This is a genomic window from Corynebacterium halotolerans (genome assembly GCF_050107895.1).
In the GTDB taxonomy this organism is placed as follows: domain Bacteria; phylum Actinomycetota; class Actinomycetes; order Mycobacteriales; family Mycobacteriaceae; genus Corynebacterium; species Corynebacterium halotolerans_B.
Map to the genome: position 1 here is coordinate 26,856 of NZ_JBNILW010000015.1, position 18,196 is coordinate 45,051.

Annotated in this window: 14 protein-coding genes; 6 read left to right on the forward strand and 8 right to left on the reverse strand. The window is 67.3% G+C overall.

Going from position 1 to position 18,196, the window contains the following annotated elements:
• Window positions 1-16: 16 nt before the first annotated feature.
• Window positions 17-1,519, reverse strand: a complete 1,503-nt coding sequence (locus tag ACQCVD_RS13180) for an MFS transporter (protein ID WP_426824233.1) — start codon at window positions 1,517-1,519, stop codon at window positions 17-19.
• A 471-nt stretch (window positions 1,520-1,990) separates the two neighbouring features.
• Between ACQCVD_RS13180 and ACQCVD_RS13185 the strand changes: the two genes are divergently transcribed.
• Window positions 1,991-2,971, forward strand: a complete 981-nt coding sequence (locus ACQCVD_RS13185; protein ID WP_426824234.1) for a hypothetical protein — start codon at window positions 1,991-1,993, stop codon at window positions 2,969-2,971.
• 251 nt (window positions 2,972-3,222) lie between these two features.
• On the opposite strand, the gene ACQCVD_RS13190 is transcribed toward ACQCVD_RS13185, so the two are convergent.
• The 3 genes from ACQCVD_RS13190 to ACQCVD_RS13200 all read right to left on the reverse strand — a co-directional run bounded on the left by ACQCVD_RS13190 (window position 3,223) and on the right by ACQCVD_RS13200 (window position 6,902).
• Entirely contained in the window at window positions 3,223-5,058 is a 1,836-nt protein-coding gene (locus ACQCVD_RS13190) for a phosphoenolpyruvate carboxykinase (GTP) (RefSeq protein ID WP_426824235.1), read from the reverse strand.
• Window positions 5,059-5,170: 112 nt separating this feature from the next.
• Window positions 5,171-5,605, reverse strand: coding sequence for a hypothetical protein (locus ACQCVD_RS13195; protein WP_426824237.1), 435 nt, complete (start codon window positions 5,603-5,605; stop codon window positions 5,171-5,173).
• 31 nt (window positions 5,606-5,636) lie between these two features.
• Entirely contained in the window at window positions 5,637-6,902 is a 1,266-nt protein-coding gene (locus ACQCVD_RS13200) for a hypothetical protein (protein WP_426824238.1), read from the reverse strand.
• A gap of 84 nt (window positions 6,903-6,986) precedes the next feature.
• Here ACQCVD_RS13200 and trmB point away from each other — a divergent pair, with 84 nt between their 5' ends.
• From trmB to ACQCVD_RS13225, 5 genes are all read left to right on the forward strand, one after another.
• Window positions 6,987-7,763 (forward strand): tRNA (guanosine(46)-N7)-methyltransferase TrmB, encoded by a 777-nt coding sequence (gene trmB, locus ACQCVD_RS13205; protein WP_426824239.1) that lies wholly within the window; start codon window positions 6,987-6,989, stop codon window positions 7,761-7,763.
• 115 nt (window positions 7,764-7,878) lie between these two features.
• Entirely contained in the window at window positions 7,879-8,556 is a 678-nt protein-coding gene (locus ACQCVD_RS13210; protein WP_426824240.1) for an NYN domain-containing protein, read from the forward strand.
• 14 nt (window positions 8,557-8,570) lie between these two features.
• On the forward strand, window positions 8,571-11,015 hold the full coding sequence (locus ACQCVD_RS13215) for an MMPL family transporter (protein ID WP_426824241.1): 2,445 nt from the start codon (window positions 8,571-8,573) through the stop codon (window positions 11,013-11,015).
• 9 nt (window positions 11,016-11,024) lie between these two features.
• Window positions 11,025-12,149 (forward strand): lysylphosphatidylglycerol synthase transmembrane domain-containing protein, encoded by a 1,125-nt coding sequence (locus ACQCVD_RS13220; protein ID WP_426824270.1) that lies wholly within the window; start codon window positions 11,025-11,027, stop codon window positions 12,147-12,149.
• Entirely contained in the window at window positions 12,146-12,508 is a 363-nt protein-coding gene (locus tag ACQCVD_RS13225) for a DUF3054 domain-containing protein (protein ID WP_426824242.1), read from the forward strand. The genes ACQCVD_RS13220 and ACQCVD_RS13225 overlap by 4 nt, the downstream gene beginning before the upstream one ends.
• 88 nt (window positions 12,509-12,596) lie before the next feature.
• Here the strand turns inward: ACQCVD_RS13225 and ACQCVD_RS13230 are convergent, their stop codons facing one another.
• The 4 genes from ACQCVD_RS13230 to ACQCVD_RS13245 form a co-directional block, all read right to left on the reverse strand.
• Window positions 12,597-12,944 (reverse strand): hypothetical protein, encoded by a 348-nt coding sequence (locus ACQCVD_RS13230; protein ID WP_426824243.1) that lies wholly within the window; start codon window positions 12,942-12,944, stop codon window positions 12,597-12,599.
• A 684-nt stretch (window positions 12,945-13,628) separates the two neighbouring features.
• On the reverse strand, window positions 13,629-15,584 hold the full coding sequence (locus ACQCVD_RS13235) for an arabinofuranosyltransferase (RefSeq protein WP_426824244.1): 1,956 nt from the start codon (window positions 15,582-15,584) through the stop codon (window positions 13,629-13,631).
• A gap of 84 nt (window positions 15,585-15,668) precedes the next feature.
• A complete protein-coding gene (locus tag ACQCVD_RS13240) occupies window positions 15,669-16,787 on the reverse strand; it encodes a cellulase family glycosylhydrolase (protein ID WP_426824245.1) in 1,119 nt (372 codons plus the stop codon).
• On the reverse strand, window positions 16,780-17,895 hold the full coding sequence (locus ACQCVD_RS13245; RefSeq protein ID WP_426824246.1) for a glycosyltransferase family 4 protein: 1,116 nt from the start codon (window positions 17,893-17,895) through the stop codon (window positions 16,780-16,782). The genes ACQCVD_RS13240 and ACQCVD_RS13245 overlap by 8 nt, the downstream gene beginning before the upstream one ends.
• Window positions 17,896-18,196: the final 301 nt, after the last annotated feature.

Sequence of the window (18,196 nt, forward strand, 5' to 3'; positions counted from 1 at the left end):
GTCGGGAAGCGTGGTTTTAAGCCTTGACCGGCTCCCGGTCCGCGGGGAACGGCATGTGGTCGGTGACGAGGTAGGGGTCCTCGTCCTGGGTCTCCACGATCTCGTGGGCCTCCTCGGGGGACTCCACCGTGGGGAAGGACCCCAGCAACGGCTTCCGCGAGGACTCCGGCATGAAGAACAGCGCGATGCCGGCGAGGGCGGAAAACGCCATGATGTAGAGCGCCGGAACGATGTCCAGCCCGGTCCGCTGCAGCAGGAACTGCGTGACCAACGGAGTGGTCCCGCCGAAGAGGGACACCGCCAGGTTGTAGGAGATCCCCATCCCGGAGAAGCGGGAGGCGGTGGGAAACAGCGCCGGGATCGCGGAGGCGGACAGCGCCACGTAGACGCCGGTGGACACCGCCACCAGGCACAGGGCGATGACCACGCCCGTGACCGAACCGGTGTTCATGATCATGAACGCCGGAACCATGGCCACCAGGGTGAACACCACGGCGAAGGCGTAGACGGGCTTGCGGCCGATGCGGTCCGAGAGCTTGCCCACCAGCGGCAGGCACAACGCCATGACCACCAACACCGGGACGCTGACCATCGCGGCGGAGATCGAGTGCATCCCGATCTGCTCCTCCAGGTAGACCGGCATATAACTGGTCAGGGCGTAGCCAGCGGTGTTGGCGGCGGCGACGATCGCGATGGCGATCAGCAGTGGACGCCAGTGGTGGCGGACGACACCGAGCAGGCCCAGGCGGGCGTAGGGATCATCCGGGTCCTTGGCGATCTCGGCGGTGCCCGCGGACTCGTTGTCCTCGAAGGCCGGGGTCTCCGGGATGCGGGTGCGCAGCCACACGGCGATGATGCCCAGCGGGATGGCCGTGAGGAACGGGATGCGCCAGCCGAAGTCCACCATGGCGGAAGGCCCCCAGAAGTGCGTGGTGATCCAGGTGGTCAGCGCCACGGTGGTCGCGCCGCCGGCGAAGCCCAGGTAGGAACCCATGTCCAGGAAGGAACCGTAGTAGCCGCGCTTTCGGTCCGGGGCGAACTCGGAGACGTAGGTGGTCGCACCGGCGTACTCGCCGCCGGTGGAAAAGCCCTGCACGAGCTTCAGCGCATAGAGCAGGAGCAGCGCCCAGCCGCCGATCGACGCCGCGGTGGGCAGGACGCCGATCAGCGCGGTGGCCACAGCCATCATCGCCATGGTGAAGTAGAGGACCTTTTGCCGCCCGATCTTGTCTCCCAACGGGCCGAGGACCATGCCGCCCAGCGGTCGGACCAGATAACTGACGGCAAAACCGAACATCACGGCGAGCAGCTGCCACTGCTCCGGCAGGCCCTGGGTGAACACCGCAGTCATCGTGACGGTCAGGTAGCCGTAGATGCCGAAGTCGTACCACTCCATGAAGTTGCCCACCGCGCTGCCGTTGATGGCGGGGCGGAGCTTCTCCGGGGGAACGACCGTGACATCTTCGACGGTGAGCCGGTTCTTCTGTCTGATTTTTATCGGATTATGGATAGGACTCACGAGTACATACCTCTCGTGTCGATTGGATAGACGTGCCAGGTATTCGGACGGCTCGAGCTCGTGCGTGGCTGTGCCTTACGTGACTGCGTCTCTTCTTCTCACTTAGTTATGGTTCGTGCTTGCCTTTCTCAGGTGGTGCTCCAGTGACCGCAGCCGGGGACTCTCCCCAGCGGCAACTCCAGTCACAGCATGGTGGTAGACCATACGCGGGCGCCACCCTGGTTCTCCAACTGCGCCTAAGCGCCATGCCAGCGGAAATGGGTGAAATTGGGGTGACTTACTGGGAATCTGGGAATTACGTTACGTTTTGATAAAGCTGCTCATCCGGACAGTTTCGGGCAGGTTTTCCCCGTTGTTTTCCGTAGGAAAAGACTAGGGAGCGGTGCTGGGCCCCGGCTAATGGCGAGCTGTCCGTGTCCGGCAGAAGCCCCGGTTCTCTGCTTAGCTGAGGTCATGAATCACCATCGAGGGATGCTGATTGTCGCGGGGGCGCATAATCAGCGGGAGCAGCGCGGGCTGCAACGTAAATGTCGGCATGGCAGGCTCATCCGGCTACGCAAGGGAATTTATGCGCCGAGGGAGGAATTCCAGGCGTTACCCCTCTGGGAGCGTTTCGACCTGCACTGCATCGCCACCGCTGTGAGCCGGCCGGCCAACTTCCTCATGGGCAAAGCCGCGGCCGCCGCGTGGGAGATCCCGTTCGGTTCCGTGCCGATGTGGATCGAGATGGGAAGCCGGACCCGCAACTCAGGGGAGCGGGACACGGTGCTCAAGATCAGGGAGTCCACTCTGCTCCCGGGGCAGCCTCTGCATCGCCTCCCCACGCCCTTCACCACTGGGTCAGTCACCTCCCTGCAGCAGTCGCTTCTCGATCTCGCGAGATGGCATCCGCTGTCAGATGCGGTGGAGGCGATCGACCACTGTCTCCACCACGGGCTCACCACCAAGGATGAACTGCAGGGGCTCCTCCCCCTGCTTTCCGGAAAGCATGGAGCAAACGCTGCCGCCCGGGCGATTCAGTTGTCCCACCACGCATCCGAGAGCCCGCGGGAGTCATTGATTCGGCTGGCGATGTGGGAGGCGGGGTTTCCGGCGCCCTACCTGCAGGCCAACATCAGAGACCGGTACGGCCAATTCATCGGCCGCCTCGACTACTTCTATCCGTGTTGCTGCCTCGGGATCGAGTATGACGGCGACGGGAAGTACCAGGGACAGTTCGGCTTCAGCCCGCAACAGGTGGCGGAGGCAGAAATGCACCGGACAAAGAAGATGGGCAACGCCGGCATCAAACTGATCCGAATCACCCGGGCGACATACAACGACGGCTCCTGGGAAGACGACGTCCGCGAAGCCCTGGAGTGGGGAAAGCTCCAGGGCACCCCGTTTCCGGAGGCACAGTGGGATTCCGCCGGTCTCGCCTGGACCCGCGCTAAGTATCGGACGAGACGCTGAAAGGGGCGGGGCATTCTCCCAGGCAGGCTTTGTCGGGGTCGTGCCCTGTCAGGGTCGTGATTTGTCGGGTAGGTAGCGGAAAACGAGGAATTGCCGGTTGCAGGGAGCCCCAAACCCGCAGTAGCCGCTACCTACCCGACAACCACCAGCTCAAGCCACCCCAAGCCCAAGCCCAAGCCCCAAACCGCCAACAGCAAACCCCTGCTCCCCGGACGAAAGTCCCGGAAGCAGGGGTCAAGCTCACCCAGAAACTAGTGCTGTGCGTCGTGGATGCGCTTCTTCAGTGCCTCGAACTGGCTGCGGACCTCAGCCGGAACCTTGGGGCCCAGGAAGGTGAGGTACTCGTCGTTGTCGTCGAGGTCGCGGGCCCACTGCTCAGCCGGAGCGGACAGGGACTCCTTGATGTCCTCCATCGGGGTGTCCAGGCCGGACAGGTCCAGGTCCTCGGCGCGGGCGGTGTGGCCGACCACGGTCTCGTCGGCGCCGACATTGCCCTCGATGCGGTCGATGACCCACTTGAGCACGCGGGAGTTCTCGCCGAAGCCCGGCCACAGGAAGCGGCCGTCCTCGCCGCGGCGGAACCAGTTGACCAGGAAGATCGACGGCATCTTGTCGCCGCCCTTCTTGCCCATGTCGATCCAGTTCTGCAGGTACTCGCCGGCGTTGTAGCCCATGAAGGGCAGCATGGCCATCGGGTCGTGGCGCAGGGAACCGACCTTGGCCTCGGCGGAGGCGGCGGTCTGACCGGAGGCCAGCAGGGAGCCGACCATGGTGCCGTGTTCCCAGTCGTAGGTCTCGGTCACCAGCGGGACGGTGTCGGGACGGCGACCACCGAAGAGGATGGCGTCGATCTTGACGCCCTTCCAGTCGTTGAACTCCGGTGCGGCGGTCGGGCACTGCTCGATCGGCACGCAGTAGCGGGAGTTCGGGTGGGCGGCCTTCTCATCGGAGTCGGGGGTCCAGTCATTGCCCTTCCAGTCGATGAGGTGGGCTGGCGTCTCGCCGTCCATGCCCTCCCACCAGATGTCACCGTCATCGGTGAGGGCGACGTTGGTGAACAGGGTGTTGCCCGGCTCCATGGTCTGCATGGCGATCGGGTTGGAGGCGTAGTTGGTGCCGGGGGCCACACCGAAGAAGCCGTTCTCCGGGTTGACGGCGTAGAGGTGGCCGTCCTCACCGAACTTCAGCCAGGCGATGTCATCGCCGACGACCTCGGCCTTCCAGCCGGGCAGGGTCGGGGTGATCATGGCCAGGTTGGTCTTGCCGCAGGCCGACGGGAAGGCACCGGTGATGTGGTAGGTCTTGCCCTCCGGGCTGGTCAGCTTCAGGATGAGCATGTGCTCGGCCATCCAGCCCTCCTCGCGGGCCATGACGGAGGCGATGCGCAGGGCGTAGCACTTCTTGGCCAGGATGGCGTTGCCACCGTAACCGGAACCGTAGGACCAGATCTCCTTGGTTTCCGGGAAGTGGGTGATGTACTTGGTGTCGTTGCACGGCCACGCCACGTCCTCCTCGCCCGGCTCGAGCGGGGCGCCCACGGAGTGCAGGGCGCGGACGAAGGAACCGGTCTTGCCGATCTTGTCCAGGGCGTCCTGGCCCATGCGGGTCATCACGCGCATGGACATCACGACGTACTCGGAATCGGTGAGCTGCACGCCCAGCTTCGGGTCCGGATCGTCGATCGGGCCCATGCAGAACGGCACCACATACATGGTGCGGCCGCGCATGCTGCCGCTGAAGTGCTCCTTCATCTCCTCCTTCATCGCTGCCGGGGGAGCCCAGTTATTGGTCGGGCCGGCGCCCTCCTCGGTCTCCGAGCAGATGAAGGTCCGCGACTCGACGCGAGCGACGTCGGCGGGGTTCGAACGGGCGAGGAAGCTGTTCGGACGCTTTTCCTCGTTCAGCTTGATCAGGGTCCCCGCGTCGACGAGGTCCGCAGCCATGCGATCCCACTCCTCCTGGGAGCCATCGACAAAGACCACAGATTCCGGCTCGAACAATTCGACTGCTTCAGCAATCCACTTCAGCAGTTCTTCGTTCTCGGTCGGCGCAGGGGACTGCAGTCCCTTGATCGCAGTGGTCATCACATCTCCTGATTGGGGTCCTCGGCTGAGTTCACCCCCTAGACTATCCACTGACACAACGATTAGGGAACGATTGGTTTCCGGAAGGGGGTGGGAATTGTCATACCCGGCTGGTTTACCCCCGGTACACACAATGCCATTCCCCCTGCGCGTGGCCTATCCCACCTTTCACCCCACCCATTTCGGGGGTGGAAACCTCCGGTAGCCCCCAGCCTCCAGCGTCCGAGGAGCTGGCTTCCGGCGCCGTTTCCACCGTTTCGCCAAGGCCGGGCAGCCCCCACTCGGCCACGTGCGCATCCGCGCTCCAGACCTCGAAGCCCCCGGCCGCATGCACGGTGGAGATGTAGTCGACGCGGCCGTCACCGTCCAGATCAGCATAAATGCTCATCCCCTCGGCCCCGACGAGGGTGACGGGATCCCCCTCCGCCGAGTCCAGCTCCCACTCGTGTCCCGCGATGACCAGCCGGAGCAGCCCCTCGCCGGGCACACCTGTACCACTTTCCGCCAATTCTTCCGGCAGTCCGTACAGTCCGAGCCACCACGCACTCATGAATCCTCCCCTGGGTGCAAAAGATGCGAAGTCATTCCTCCACCACCAGTTCACGGCGGAGCCACCCGACCGGACCCATTGAACCGACACTGGTTATATCCGGTTGCATCCAGCGCCGACGAAGGACGTCCGCCGCCTCCCGGAGCCAGTGGCGCTGGGCCTGCCGCCACCGCAGCAACCCCACCAGTCCGCCGAGCACCACCGCCCCCACCACAGCCAACCCCGGATGCAGGGGCCAGCTCACCCGACCAACCCCGATCCCCACCACGAGAGCCACCAGAAACGGAGTGAGCAGCTGCCAGCGCCCCCGAGCAGGCAGTTCGCCGAGGCCGTGGCGCTCGGCCACGGCAGCCAATTGCGAAGTTTGCGTGCACTCATTAACTTCCCGTTCCAACCGCCGCAACCCCTGTCGCCGCAGGTGCGTCAGGGCACGGCGCCAATTACCCGGTTCCGGAGCAGGTGCGGCGCCCGCCCGCGGCCGGGTCAGCAGCTGCTCCAGCAGGTCCGGAACCTCACTGTCCCGCCGGGCCACGGCCACGCCGGGCCCAGCCACCCCGTCCGGCAGCGGCGCCGTGCTGACGAGCCGGCCGATGCGGTTCCGGGCGTCGATAAGCGTGGCGGCGTCCGTGGCCGCCCACCCCTCCGGCGCGGCGACGGCCACTACCGCATCCACATCCCCAGACTCCAGGATCCGGAAGTCCGCCAGCCGGGCCGACAGCTCCCGGCGGCGCTCCGGCGCGGGACCGATGACGGCGAGGGTGGGCGGCTCCGGCGTTGGGGCCTCCGCCGGCGCGAGGGCGGCCAGCCCATTCAGCTCCCCGGCGAATTCGGGGTGGCGCAGCGCCAGCGCCCGCAGTTCCCCGCGCAGGAGCCGGGCGCGCACCGGAAGCAGTGCGGCCTCATCGGTGAGGGTGATTTCGGCGGTGGTGCGCACGTGCACAAAGAGCGCGGGCCCCTGCGCCAGCCGCGAGCGGACCCGGGGCGGGAGTGGAGCGGGATGGATGAGGAAGCAGAGATCGACGCCCGGTTGGGTGACCGGCCAGGCGGCGGTGACCGGGATGGTCCCCGGCAGGTCCAGGGGCACGGGCGCGCTGAGGGTGCAGGCGGCCACGCGCGGTGGGCCGGTCAGGGTCAGCAGGATGTCGCGCAACGCGGTGCCGGCGGGGCAGCCGAAGGGACGGGCCTGCACCCAGGCGGCGGTGGCCGTGAAAATCGGTGGCGTCTGCGCCATGGAAGTCTCCCCCTCTCCCCTGCGGTCATCGTCGCCCACGGTGACCGGTCCCGCAACCGCTGCCACGGAACGGACCTCAACACTCCCTTGCGTTGACATCCACCACAGGAAGAATTGAAGTCTGCCCACCTGACGGGAAGAATGAGTCTGATGAATAGCGCTGATATTTCCGATAACTCCGGTGCGGGCCAGCGGGGCCGCCCCCTGCAGTCCTCCTTCGACGACGACCGCGACTACCCGCGCCTGGGTTCCGTCGGTTTCCGCCGCGGCACCCTGACCGAGAACCAGGAGGCCACCTGGGCGGAGAACTGGCCGAAGTTCGGCCGGGAACTGTCCGATGAACTCATCGACGTCCCCGCCTGGTTCGGCCGCGAGGGCGCGCGCACGATCCTGGAGATCGGCTCCGGCACGGGCACCTCCACCGCCGCGATGGCGCCGAAGGAGACGGACACCAACATCATCGCCGTGGAGATCTACCGGCCCGGCCTGGCGAAGCTGCTGGGCGCCGTGGTGCGCGGCGGCATCGAGAATGTCCGCATGGTCCGGGGCGACGGCGTCGAGGTGCTCAACCGCATGTTCCCGGAAGGCTCGCTGGACGGCGTGCGCATCTTCTTCCCGGACCCGTGGCCGAAGGCCCGGCACCACAAGCGCCGCATCATCCAGACGGGCACACTGCATCTCATCGCCACCCGCCTGAAGCCGGGCGGGGTGCTGCACGTGGCCACCGACCACGCGGACTACGCCGAGTGGATCAGGGAACTGGTCAACGTGGAGCCGAAGCTGGAGTACATGGGCTGGCCGTGGCCGGAGGCGCCGCAGCTGACGGACCGGCAGGTGATCACCAAGTTCGAGGGGCGTGGCCTGAACCTGGACCACACCATCACCGAGTTCCTGTGGCGCCGCACCGACGCGCCCGCTGACAGCTAGGCACGGAAAGCTCCGGACCAGCCGCAGGTTTCCACCCGTGGGCGGGTCCAGCCTGCCACACTGGTGGCAGCTCTGCACCAGAGCCACTATTCCCTAAATAAGAGAGCCGATCGCAATGAGCGACATCCACGCCGCCACCCACCACTACTCCCAACACGCTGGCCCCGGTCCGCAGAACCTGCTGCTGGTCTGGGACGCCCCCAACCTGGACATGGGACTGGGTGCCATCCTCGGGGGCCGGCCCACCGCCGCCTACCGGCCGCGCTTCGACGCGATCGGCCGCTGGCTGCTCGCCGAGGCGGACATGCTCTCCCAGCAGACGGGCACCCACATCGAGCCGGAGGCCACGGTGTTCACCAACGTCGCCCCCGGCGGCGCCGACGTGATCCGCCCCTGGGTCGAGGCTCTGCGCAACGTCGGTTTCGCGGTGTTCGCCAAGCCCAAGCTGGAGGACGACACCGACGTCGACCCGGACATGCTGGCCCACATCCACCGCCGCCACGAGGAGGGCGTGCTCCACGGCATCGTCGTGGCCAGCGCGGACGGCCAGAACTTCCGGGAACCGCTGGAGGAGCTCGCCGACGAGGGCCTGCCCATCACCGTCATCGGCTTCCACGAGCACGCCGCCTGGGCGGTGGCCTCCGAGGCGATCGAGTTCCTCGACCTGGAGGACATCCCCGGGGTGTTCCGCGAGCCGCTGCCGCGCATCAGCCTGGACGCGCTGCCGGATGAGGGCGCCTGGCTGCAGCCCTTCCGTCCCCTGTCCGCCCTGCTGCACAACCGTCACCACTAGGAGGAACGTCCACCGTGTTCGAGAAGTGGGGAGCATTCGCCTACCGGCACCGCAAGGTGGTGCCGTGGTTCGTCATCGCCGCCATCCTCGTGGTCTACCTCGCCTTCGGCATGCGCCTGGGCGAGAAGATGAGCCAGGAGGGCTGGGAGGACCCCGGCGCGGACTCCACCATCGCCGCCGTCCTCGAGGAGGAGACCTTCGGCCGCGACGACAGCGGGGACGTGATCCTGGAGTTCCACGCGCCGGAGGGCACCACGCTCAATGACCCGACGATCTTCAGCGCCCTCGCCGATCACCTGACCACCCTGCAGGCGGAGAACCCGGACCAGATCGCGCACGTCACCAGCTACTTCGACACCCGCAACCAGCAGCTGGTCAGTGAGGACGGGACCACCGCCTTCGCCGCGATCGGTCTGGCCGGTGACGGCGAGCAGACCCTGAAGGACTTCCGTGCGATCGAGGACCAGCTGGTCGGGGATCCACCGGCGGGGGTCGACGTCCAGGTCGCCGGGGCCACCGCCGTCGCCGACGCCCTGGATGACGGCATGTCCGCCGACATCCTGCGCGCCGAGGTCATCGCCCTGCCCGTGGTGGGCATCCTGCTGCTGGTGGTGTTCGGCTCGGTGGTCGCGGCCGCGATGCCGCTGATCGTGGGCATCCTGTCCATCCTGGGTTCCCTGGGCATCCTCTCCCTGATCGCCGGGTTCGCCCAGATCAACGTGTTCTCCCAGTCCGTGGTCACGCTGCTGGGCCTGGGCCTGGCGATCGACTACGGGTTGTTCATGGTCTCCCGCTTCCGCGAGGAACTGGACAAGGGCCGGGACGTGCGCTCGGCGGTGGTGGTCACCACGGCCACGGCCGGCAGCACCGTGGTGTTCTCCGCGGCGATGGTGGCGGTGGCCCTGTCCAGCCTGCTGATCTTCCCGCAGGCCTTCCTGAAGTCCGTGGCCTACGGCGCGATCTCCGCGGTGGCGCTGGCCGCCCTGCTCTCCCTGACGGTGCTGCCGGCGATCTTCGGCATGCTGGGCCACAACATCGACAAGTGGTCGGTGCGGAAGACCTCCCGCACGGGCCGCCGCCTGGAGGACACCTTCTGGTGGAAGATCCCGTCCTGGGCGATGAAGCACGGCAGGGCCGTCACCCTGATCATCGCGGGGGTGCTGCTGGCGCTGACGATCCCGGTCACCGGCATCAAGCTCGGCGGCATCAACGAGACCTACCTGCCGCCGGACAACGAGACCCGCGTGGCGCAGGAGCAGTTCAACGAGGACTTCCCGCAGTTCCGCACCGAGCCCATCAAGCTGGTGGTCACCGGCGCCTCCAACGAGCAACTGGTACAGGTGTACCAGCAGGCCAACCAGGTGGAGGGTCTGACCGGCCGCTTCTCCCCGTCGACGGCCACCGAGGACGGCACCACGGTGCTCTCCGCCGGCATCGTGGACCGCGAGGACAACGCCGACGTCGTCGAGCAGCTCCGCCAGATCGAGACCCCCGACGGCGTGGACATCTACATCGGCGGCACCCCGGCCATGGAGGTCGAGTCCATCGAGGCGCTGTTCCAGAAGCTGCCCTGGATGGCGCTGTACATGGTGGTGGCCACCTTCATCCTCATGGCACTGGTCTTCGGTTCGGTGGTCCTGCCCGCCAAGGCCGTCATCATGTCCGTCCTTGGACTGGGCGCCACCCTGGGCATCCTGACGCTGATGTTCGTCGACGGCGTGGGCTCCTCCCTGTTCAACTTCTCCCCCGGCCCGCTGATGAGTCCGGTGCTGGTGCTGATCATCGCCATCGTCTACGGCCTGTCCACGGACTACGAGGTGTTCCTGGTATCCCGGATGGTCGAGGCCCGCGACAGGGGCGCCAGCACCGACGACGCCATCCGCGACGGCACCGCCCACACCGGCTCCATCATCACCGCCGCGGCCCTGATCATGATCGTGGTGGCCGGGGCCTTCGGGTTCTCCGAGATCGTGATGATGAAGTACATCGCCTTCGGGATGATCGCCGCGCTCTTCCTGGACGCCACCGTCATCCGCATGCTGCTCGTGCCGGCCGTGATGCACCTGTTGCGCGACGACAACTGGTGGGCCCCCGGCTGGGTCAAGAAGGCCTACGCCAAGCTCGGCCACGGCGCGGAACCGGCCCTTGCTACCCCGACCGCCCCGCGTGCCGACGCCCCGGTTCCCGCCGGGGTCGGTGCTGGTGCCGGTGCCGCAGCGCCAGCCGCAGAACCGGAGCCCACGCCCGCCGCCTCCCCGCTGCCCGAACCGGAGATCCGGACGGACGCGGCGTCGGAAAGCGAGGACGAGACGACGATCTACGAGGCCGTGATCGTCGAGGAGGACGAGGCAGCCCGGGGTGGGCGCACCACCGGGCAGGATGATGAGCTGGTGCCGTTCGCGGAGCTGATGAAGCGGCTGGAGCTGGAGCGGCAGAAGCGGAAGGAACTCGAGAAGTAGATGCAGCGGATGCGGCAGTTTCTGACCAACCCCTGGGTCAAGTGGCTCGCGCCACTGGTGATCCTGGGGCTGGTGCTGCTGCTGTTCCGCGACCAACTGCACTTCATCGGCGAGGGGTGGGCGGCGCTCGAGGACGCCAATCCGCTGGGCGTCGTGATCGCCATCGTGGTCATCGTGATCTCCTTCTTCGCCATGGCCGAGGTCATGCACCTGCTGATGCGGGCCGGCGACACCTACATCTCCCGGGTGGACACCACCGCCCTGACCTTCGCCTCCAACGCGTGGTCCGCCACCTTCCCCGGCGGCCCGGCGTTCTCCGCGGTGCTGACCTTCCAGGTCCAGCGCAAGTGGGGGGCCAGCGTGATCCTGTGCTCCTGGTTCTTCGTGCTCTCCTCGGCCCTGTCCACGATGTGGCTGGTGGTCCTCGGCATCGCCGGGGTGTTCTTCCTGGGCGCCAACATCAGCCTCTGGTCGCTCGGGATCACGCTGCTCTGCATGACCGGGCTGAGCTGGCTGGTCTACTGGGCGGCCCAGAACCCGCGCCGCCTACGCCGTTGGGCCGAGTCGCTGATTCCGCGGCTCAACCGGGCCCTGCGCCGGGACCCGCAGGCCGGGATCGAGGCCGTGGTACGCCACATCAACCAGATGGACAACGTCTCTCTGACGTTGGGGCAGTTCGGCGCGATCTCCCTGTGGTCACTGCTGAACCGGCTCTTTGACATCGCCACCCTGTGGGCCTGCGTGTGGGCGGTGACCGGCAGTGTCCCGATACTGACCCCGGAAGCCGACAACACCACCGTGGTGGGTGTTCTGCTCGCCTATGTCACCGCCAAGATCGCCGGTTCCGTGCAGGCCACCCCGGGCGGGCTCGGCCCGGTGGAAGCCGCGCTGACCACCACGCTGGTGGCCACGGGCATGACCGTGGTGGACGCCACCGGGACCGTGATCATCTACCGGCTGATCTCCCTGGCGCTGATGACCCTGATCGGCTGGCTGGTGTACTTCCTGTACTTCGTCCGCCGCGGCTTCTCGGCGCGGGCTGAGGATGGTTCCCCGGGGGATTCTGAAATGGTTTCTGAGGGGAAGCCGGCGGCGATAGACTCACAGCACCATCGTTCTAAGGAGCAGTCTTGAAAGTTCAGTACCCCGCCCTGGCCCTCGACGTGGTGGCGATCGCCGTCTTCGCGCTGCTCGCCCGCCTGGCCCACCAGAGCGAGGACATGCCCTTCACCTTCGTCGGGTGGCTGTCCACCCTCTGGCCCTTCCTGGTCGGGGTGGCCGTCAGCTGGATCGTGATTCTGCTGGCCCGCTGGAACGCCCTGCGTGTCTGGCCGGTGGGAGTGGCCACCTGGATCATCACCGCGGTCGTCGGACTGGTGATCTGGGGAATCCGCAACAACGATGTCCCGCACTGGTCCTTCATCATCGTGGCCGTGGTGATGTCGGGAATCCTCCTGCTGGGCTGGCGCGGCCTGGCCAAGCTGAAGAAGTAGTTTTCGGCTGCTTGAACAGCCCCCGAGGCGTGAAAAAGGCGCCGGGATCCGCAACGGAGGATCCCGGCGCCTTGCGCTGCTCCGGCTATTACCAGAGCACGGCGATGGCGGTGTTGATCAGAGCCAGACCGCCCACGGAATGGGCAATGCCGGTGGGCACCGGCTGATCCTTGGCGACCTTACGGCGGCCGATGATCGCGGTGACCAGGATGGCGATGAGGATGACCAGCTTGATACCGATCTTCATGTGGTTGACCGTGCCGTCACCCATCTCCGCGATGCCGACCAGCAGCAGGCCGGAGACCAGCTGGACCCAGGCGCCGATGTGCTGCCACTGCAGCACCGTCGGCTTCCGGAACGTGGCGAGCCAGCCGCCCACGATGGCGGCCGTGCCCAGAATGTGAATCAAGAGGATGAGGGATTGCAGGAAGTCCATGAATCCCAGACTAACCCACCCCGTCCAGGGCAAGAAATGGACGATTCCCCTGGCAGAGGGCTGGAAATCCCCGGTTCGGGCCGGTGGGGTGGTTTCTACTGCACTCTTGTCGGGTAGGTAGCGGAAAACAAGGAATTGTGGACCCCAGAAGGCCACAAACCGCCAGTAGCCGCTACCTAAACGACACCCCACCAATCCCCAGGCCCCAGCCGTCACCCCTCCCCACTCTTGTCGGGCAGGTAGCGGAAAACAAGGAATTGTGGACCCCAGAAGGCCACAAACCGCCAGTAGCCGCTACCTAAACGACACCCCACCAATCCCCAGGACCCCAGCAGCAGGAAAACAGAACCAGCCGCCTCCCCTCCCCGGAACCGGGGAGGAAAAGCGGCTGGTTTCTCAGCCCGGCCCGGCAAGCGCCGATGCCACCACCGGCAGCAAGCCAGCCACCGGCACCTGCTTTAAGCGTTGGTCATCATGTAGGCGATCTGGTTTCCGATCATGACGATCCAGTTGATGATCTCGGTGGACAGATCCAGCGCGATGCTCAGCATGCTAACTCCTTGTTATTCAGGTGGTCTCCAGCGATCCTCGAGCAAACCTCAAGCGATCCTCGGGTGATCGTACTTCTGCCGGGTATATCGTCACCCGTCACCCGTTTTATTACACGGCGGCCAGGAAAATCCCTCAACGTCGGACGTAGATCTCCAGCGGACCTGCGGTACGGTGCTCAAATACCTCCGGATCGGCGAAGGCGGCCTCGTTGAAGTGGACGGGTTCCCGGCTGTCCGCAGACAGGAGGGGCAGCTGGTTGACAAACAGCGGGTAATGCAGGCCGTGCTCATCGCGGTTGAGGATGAACACGTCCGGCGCCTCGAACTCAGAGGAGTCCAGGGCAGCGATCAATTCCTGCGGGGAACCCGCCTCGGCGAAGCGGTGGATCTCCTCGTTGCGTTCGGGGTAGCGGGCGAAGGGGGTGGCGTAGGCCTCGCCGGGAGCCTGGAAGGAGAAGACGTCGCGGTAGGCGAACAGCTTCGGTTCAGAACTGAGCACCACCGTGTCCGCGCGTGCTTCCGCCGGCACCAGTTCATCGAAGGTGCGCAGCAGTTCGGCCTGCTGCTCCGGGTGGCTGCCGTGGGCGATCTGGGAGTATTCCCGGTTCTCGGCGGACACGGACTGGGCCATGCCCATCACCAGCAGCACCACCAGAACGGCGGCGGTGGGTTTCAGGGGTGCGGTCCAGCCACCGAGCCGTTCTCCCACGGACCGGTAGTGGAACAGTTCCTGACACAGCCAGTACACTCCACCGATGACCAGGGACAGCGTGATGAGCGGGACCATGCGGAAGGCCAGCAGGGTGGAGTCGGTGAAGGCCCGCGCCAGGGAGGCCAGGGACCACAGGTAACCGGTTCCGGTGGCCACCAGCAGCCCCGTGGAGATCAGCAGCGGAGTGTCGGCCGGCCCCTCGCTCAGCCACCGGCGCCAGCACGCCCCGGCCGCGACCGTCAGCACCACCAGGCCCAGCAGCGCGGCCAGGCCGAAGGCGGTCGGGTCGGTGAAGGGCAGGCTCAGGGTGCTGGCGTTCTCCGGCAGGAAGTCCGTGGCCACCGACGGCGCGTGCGGCGTGCCGGTGAGCAGGGCCCACACGTAGCGGCCCCAGTAGAACAGGGCCACCACCAGGGCGACGAGGCCGGTGAGCACCAACCAGGCCAGGACCAGCAGGCCGGCACCCCAGTTGCGCACCTTCGCCAGCGCCACGGTCCCCACGGCCAGCGCCACGGACAGGCAGGCGACGGCCGCCACCAGGGTGTAGGTCATCGCCGCCAGCCCCAGGACCGCGCCGATGATCAGTGCCGGGAACACCGCCGGCCGCAGGGCCTGCCGCAACGCGGTGCCGGGGGCGGCGTCGATAAGCGCGGCGGTGGTGCGCACGGTCCAGACGCACAGCAGCGGTACCACGGCGATCACGGCCCAGGAGTAGGGTTCGTAGGCGTTGAAGTGGGCGCCGACGGCCGCGGTAGCCGCCGCGATCAGTCCGGCGGTGGGTACTCCCACCAGCCAGCGCCAGCCCACGAAGGCGATGGCCGCCACGGCGGACATGCTGGCCAGGGCGAAGGGTTTGTAGGCTTCCCAGCCGTCCAGCCCCGCGAGGTTGGCGTAGCGCCCGCCCAGCCAGAACCACAGCGGCGGGTAATAGGGGATGGCGTCGGGGTAGAAGACGTCGCGCAGCAGGGGTGACTCGGCGAGCCGGGCGAGGTAGGGCACGCGGAAGCTCTGGTCACCGGACAGGCCGAAGAGGTAGTGCGGGGTACCGCGCAACAGGACCGCAAGTTGGGCGCAGCCGATCACCGCGACGGAGATCGTGGGCACCACCCACGCGATGATGCCCGACGCCCCGGAGCGCGAGCGGTGGTGCAGCCACGCCACCACCGCGACCGCGAGCACGCAGGCGCAGGTGATGAAGGACAGCCGGGCATTGTCCATGTGGGAGGGCTCGGGCACCGACAGCCGCTCGACCACCTGCAGCACCAGCGTCGACACCGCCATGGCCAGCACCACCGCGGCCGCGAGCTCCGCCACGCGCCATCCGAGGGCGGCGGGTCTGGGGCGGGTGGAACGGGGCATGACGGTGCTGGTCGACATGCGGGCCAGCTTAATTGGGCCGGGGTGCCGCGCAACGCAGGCGGTCCGGCACACCGCTGCGGCGTGAGGCAGACAACAGCGCCGCTAGTCGACGCCGCGCCCGGCGCACTCCGCGGCGGTGGCCCTCAGGTCGTGGTAGGCCAGCTTCGGGCGACCGGGCCCGTAGAGCAGGCCGAAGTGGGACTCGTGGTCCTCCTCCCCGAGGTCCAGGTCGTACAGCGTGTACATGAAGATCGGGCCGAGGGCCGGGTCATCGGCCACCAGCTGCAGCGCCTCGGTGACGATGGCGGACTGCTCCTCCTCCCCCACGCCCTCCGTCCCCTGGGTGGGCGCACCGAACTCGGTCAGCCAGATCCGCTTGCCACCGTCCCCGTTGTCGCGCATCAGTTCCTTGACGGCCGTCAACTGCCGGAAGGTGTTCCACCGGGAGGTGCCCGACGGCCGCTCCGGATAGGAGTAGGGGTGCATGGCGATCGCGGTGGTGTCCCCCAGGGCGTCCAGCTCATAGAGCCGCTCCAGGAAGGTGTACCCGGAGACCGAGTAGTCCGGGATGTTCGCGGCCGGAGCCAGTCCCCCGGCGATGATCTCCGCGTCCGGGTCCGCCGCCGCGATGCGCGGAGCGGTGGCGGTGAGCAGCTCCGCGTAGGACTCCGCCGAGGGGTCCGGCCAGAAGCGGGCCAGGTTCGGTTCGTTCCAGATCTCATAGGCCGCGACCTCACTGCGGTAGCGTTCGGCCACTGCGGCCGAGAAGTCCGCGTACTCCGCTGCGGCTCCACTCCCGATCACCCCGAAACCGGCCACCCAGTCCGGGGTGGTGTGGATCAGCAGGATCGGCTGCAGGCCGGCGTCCAGCGCGATGTTCAGACGCTGGTCCAGGCCGGACCAGTCGTAGTGGCCGCGCTCGGGTTCGATCTCCTGCCAGGTGGCGGACAGCCGGATCCAGGTCGCCCCCAGCAGGGACATCTCGTGGGCCATCGTCCGGAACTCCGTCTCGGTGGCGAACTCCCAGTCGTAGGGGCCGGCCATTCCGAGCTCTGTGCAGCCGGTGGTCCCGTCCTCCGGCATGGCCACCGGGGTGCGCTCGAAGCGCTGACCCAGAGGACCGGTGATCGCCAGCACCGCCACCGCGGAGAGCAGGACCGCCAGGAGGGTGATGGGCCAGGCCGGGTCCCGGGGACGGGCGGGACGGCGGTGCTTAACCATCACACAACGCCGCCAGCATCCGCGGGACGGTGTCCGTCCGGTCATGGTCTGTGCTGGCCCGCTGCCGCGCCCGCTCCCGCAGGCGGGCGGACAGATCCGGGTCCGCCAGCAGTCGGCGGAGGGCGGCCGCCAGCGCCGGGGCGTCTCCGGGTGGCACCAGCAGGCCTGCGCCGTCGCTGAGGTATTCAGCCGAGCCGCCGTGATCCGTGGCAATCAGCGGGACGCCGTGGGCCATGCCCTCCAGCACCCCGAGGGGGCCGGCCTCCGGGGAGGTCGACGCCGAGATCAGGGCGTGCCAGCGCGGGAAGACGTCGCGCTTGTCCACCTGCCCGAGGAACCGCACGCGTCCCGCCAGGTCCGGCCGGGAGGCCCGTTCCCGCAGCCGGGCGGCGAACTCCTCCGAGCCGGGGAAGGGCGCGCCCGCGATCTCCAGCCGCACCTCCGGAAGCCCCGCGATCGACTCCAGCAGGATCTCGTGCCCCTTCCACTCGGTGAGCACCGCCAGGATCCCGACGGTCGGCTGCCCGGCAACCGCCGCCGTGCCCCCGCTCATCCGCTCCGGCACCTCGACCCCGTTGGGCCGGACCTCCACCCGGGGCACCAGGGCTGACACCGACGCCGCCGTCACCGCCGAGACCGCCACCGCCTTCGTCAGCGCATGGGCACCCAGCCGGAGGACACTGCGCTGCTTCGTGGTGGTCACTGTGTCGTGGACCAGCCAGGTGATGGTGCCCGGCACGTTCCGGCCCCGGCGGCGGCAGCGGCGGGCCAGCGGATAGGCCAGGCCCACCGCCGGAAGGGCGAAGGTGGAGTTGCTGACCAGGGCATCCGCCCCCGCGGCCGCCCGGCGCAGGGTCCGCGCCGAACGGAACCAGGACAACGGCAGTCCGGCGATCTCCCGGACGCGGCGCAACCCCCGCGCCCCGCCCAACCGGGCCAGCGGCACGGTGACGTGTTCCACCCGGTCCCCCAGCAGCTCGGGCAGGGGCCCGTCGGGACAGACCAGGGTGACGCGGGCCCCGTCGGCGTGGGCCCGGCGCAGCAGGTCGACCAGCACGCGCTCCGCGCCGGAGACATCGGCGCCGGCGTTGACGGCCACAAGGTGCATGGTGGGTTACCTCCGTGGAAAGCGGCGCACGAGAACCGGGCCGGGGATGGGTGCCGGAAAGGAAGAAACAACTTTCCCGACCCAATTTAATCATATTTGTGGCCGCGCGGGACGAGAATACCCTCATTGAATGATTCAAAAGGACTACCTTTTACCATCTACTTGCGGGAAATTTTAATGAACATATCAAAACAACATTAAGTAGCCAATTAGGTGCCATCTTTCGGCCATTTATCCCGCCACGAAAAGGTCACACAATTAATCTTCCACCGCCTGCATATCCGGGGCCGCGGAAACGGAA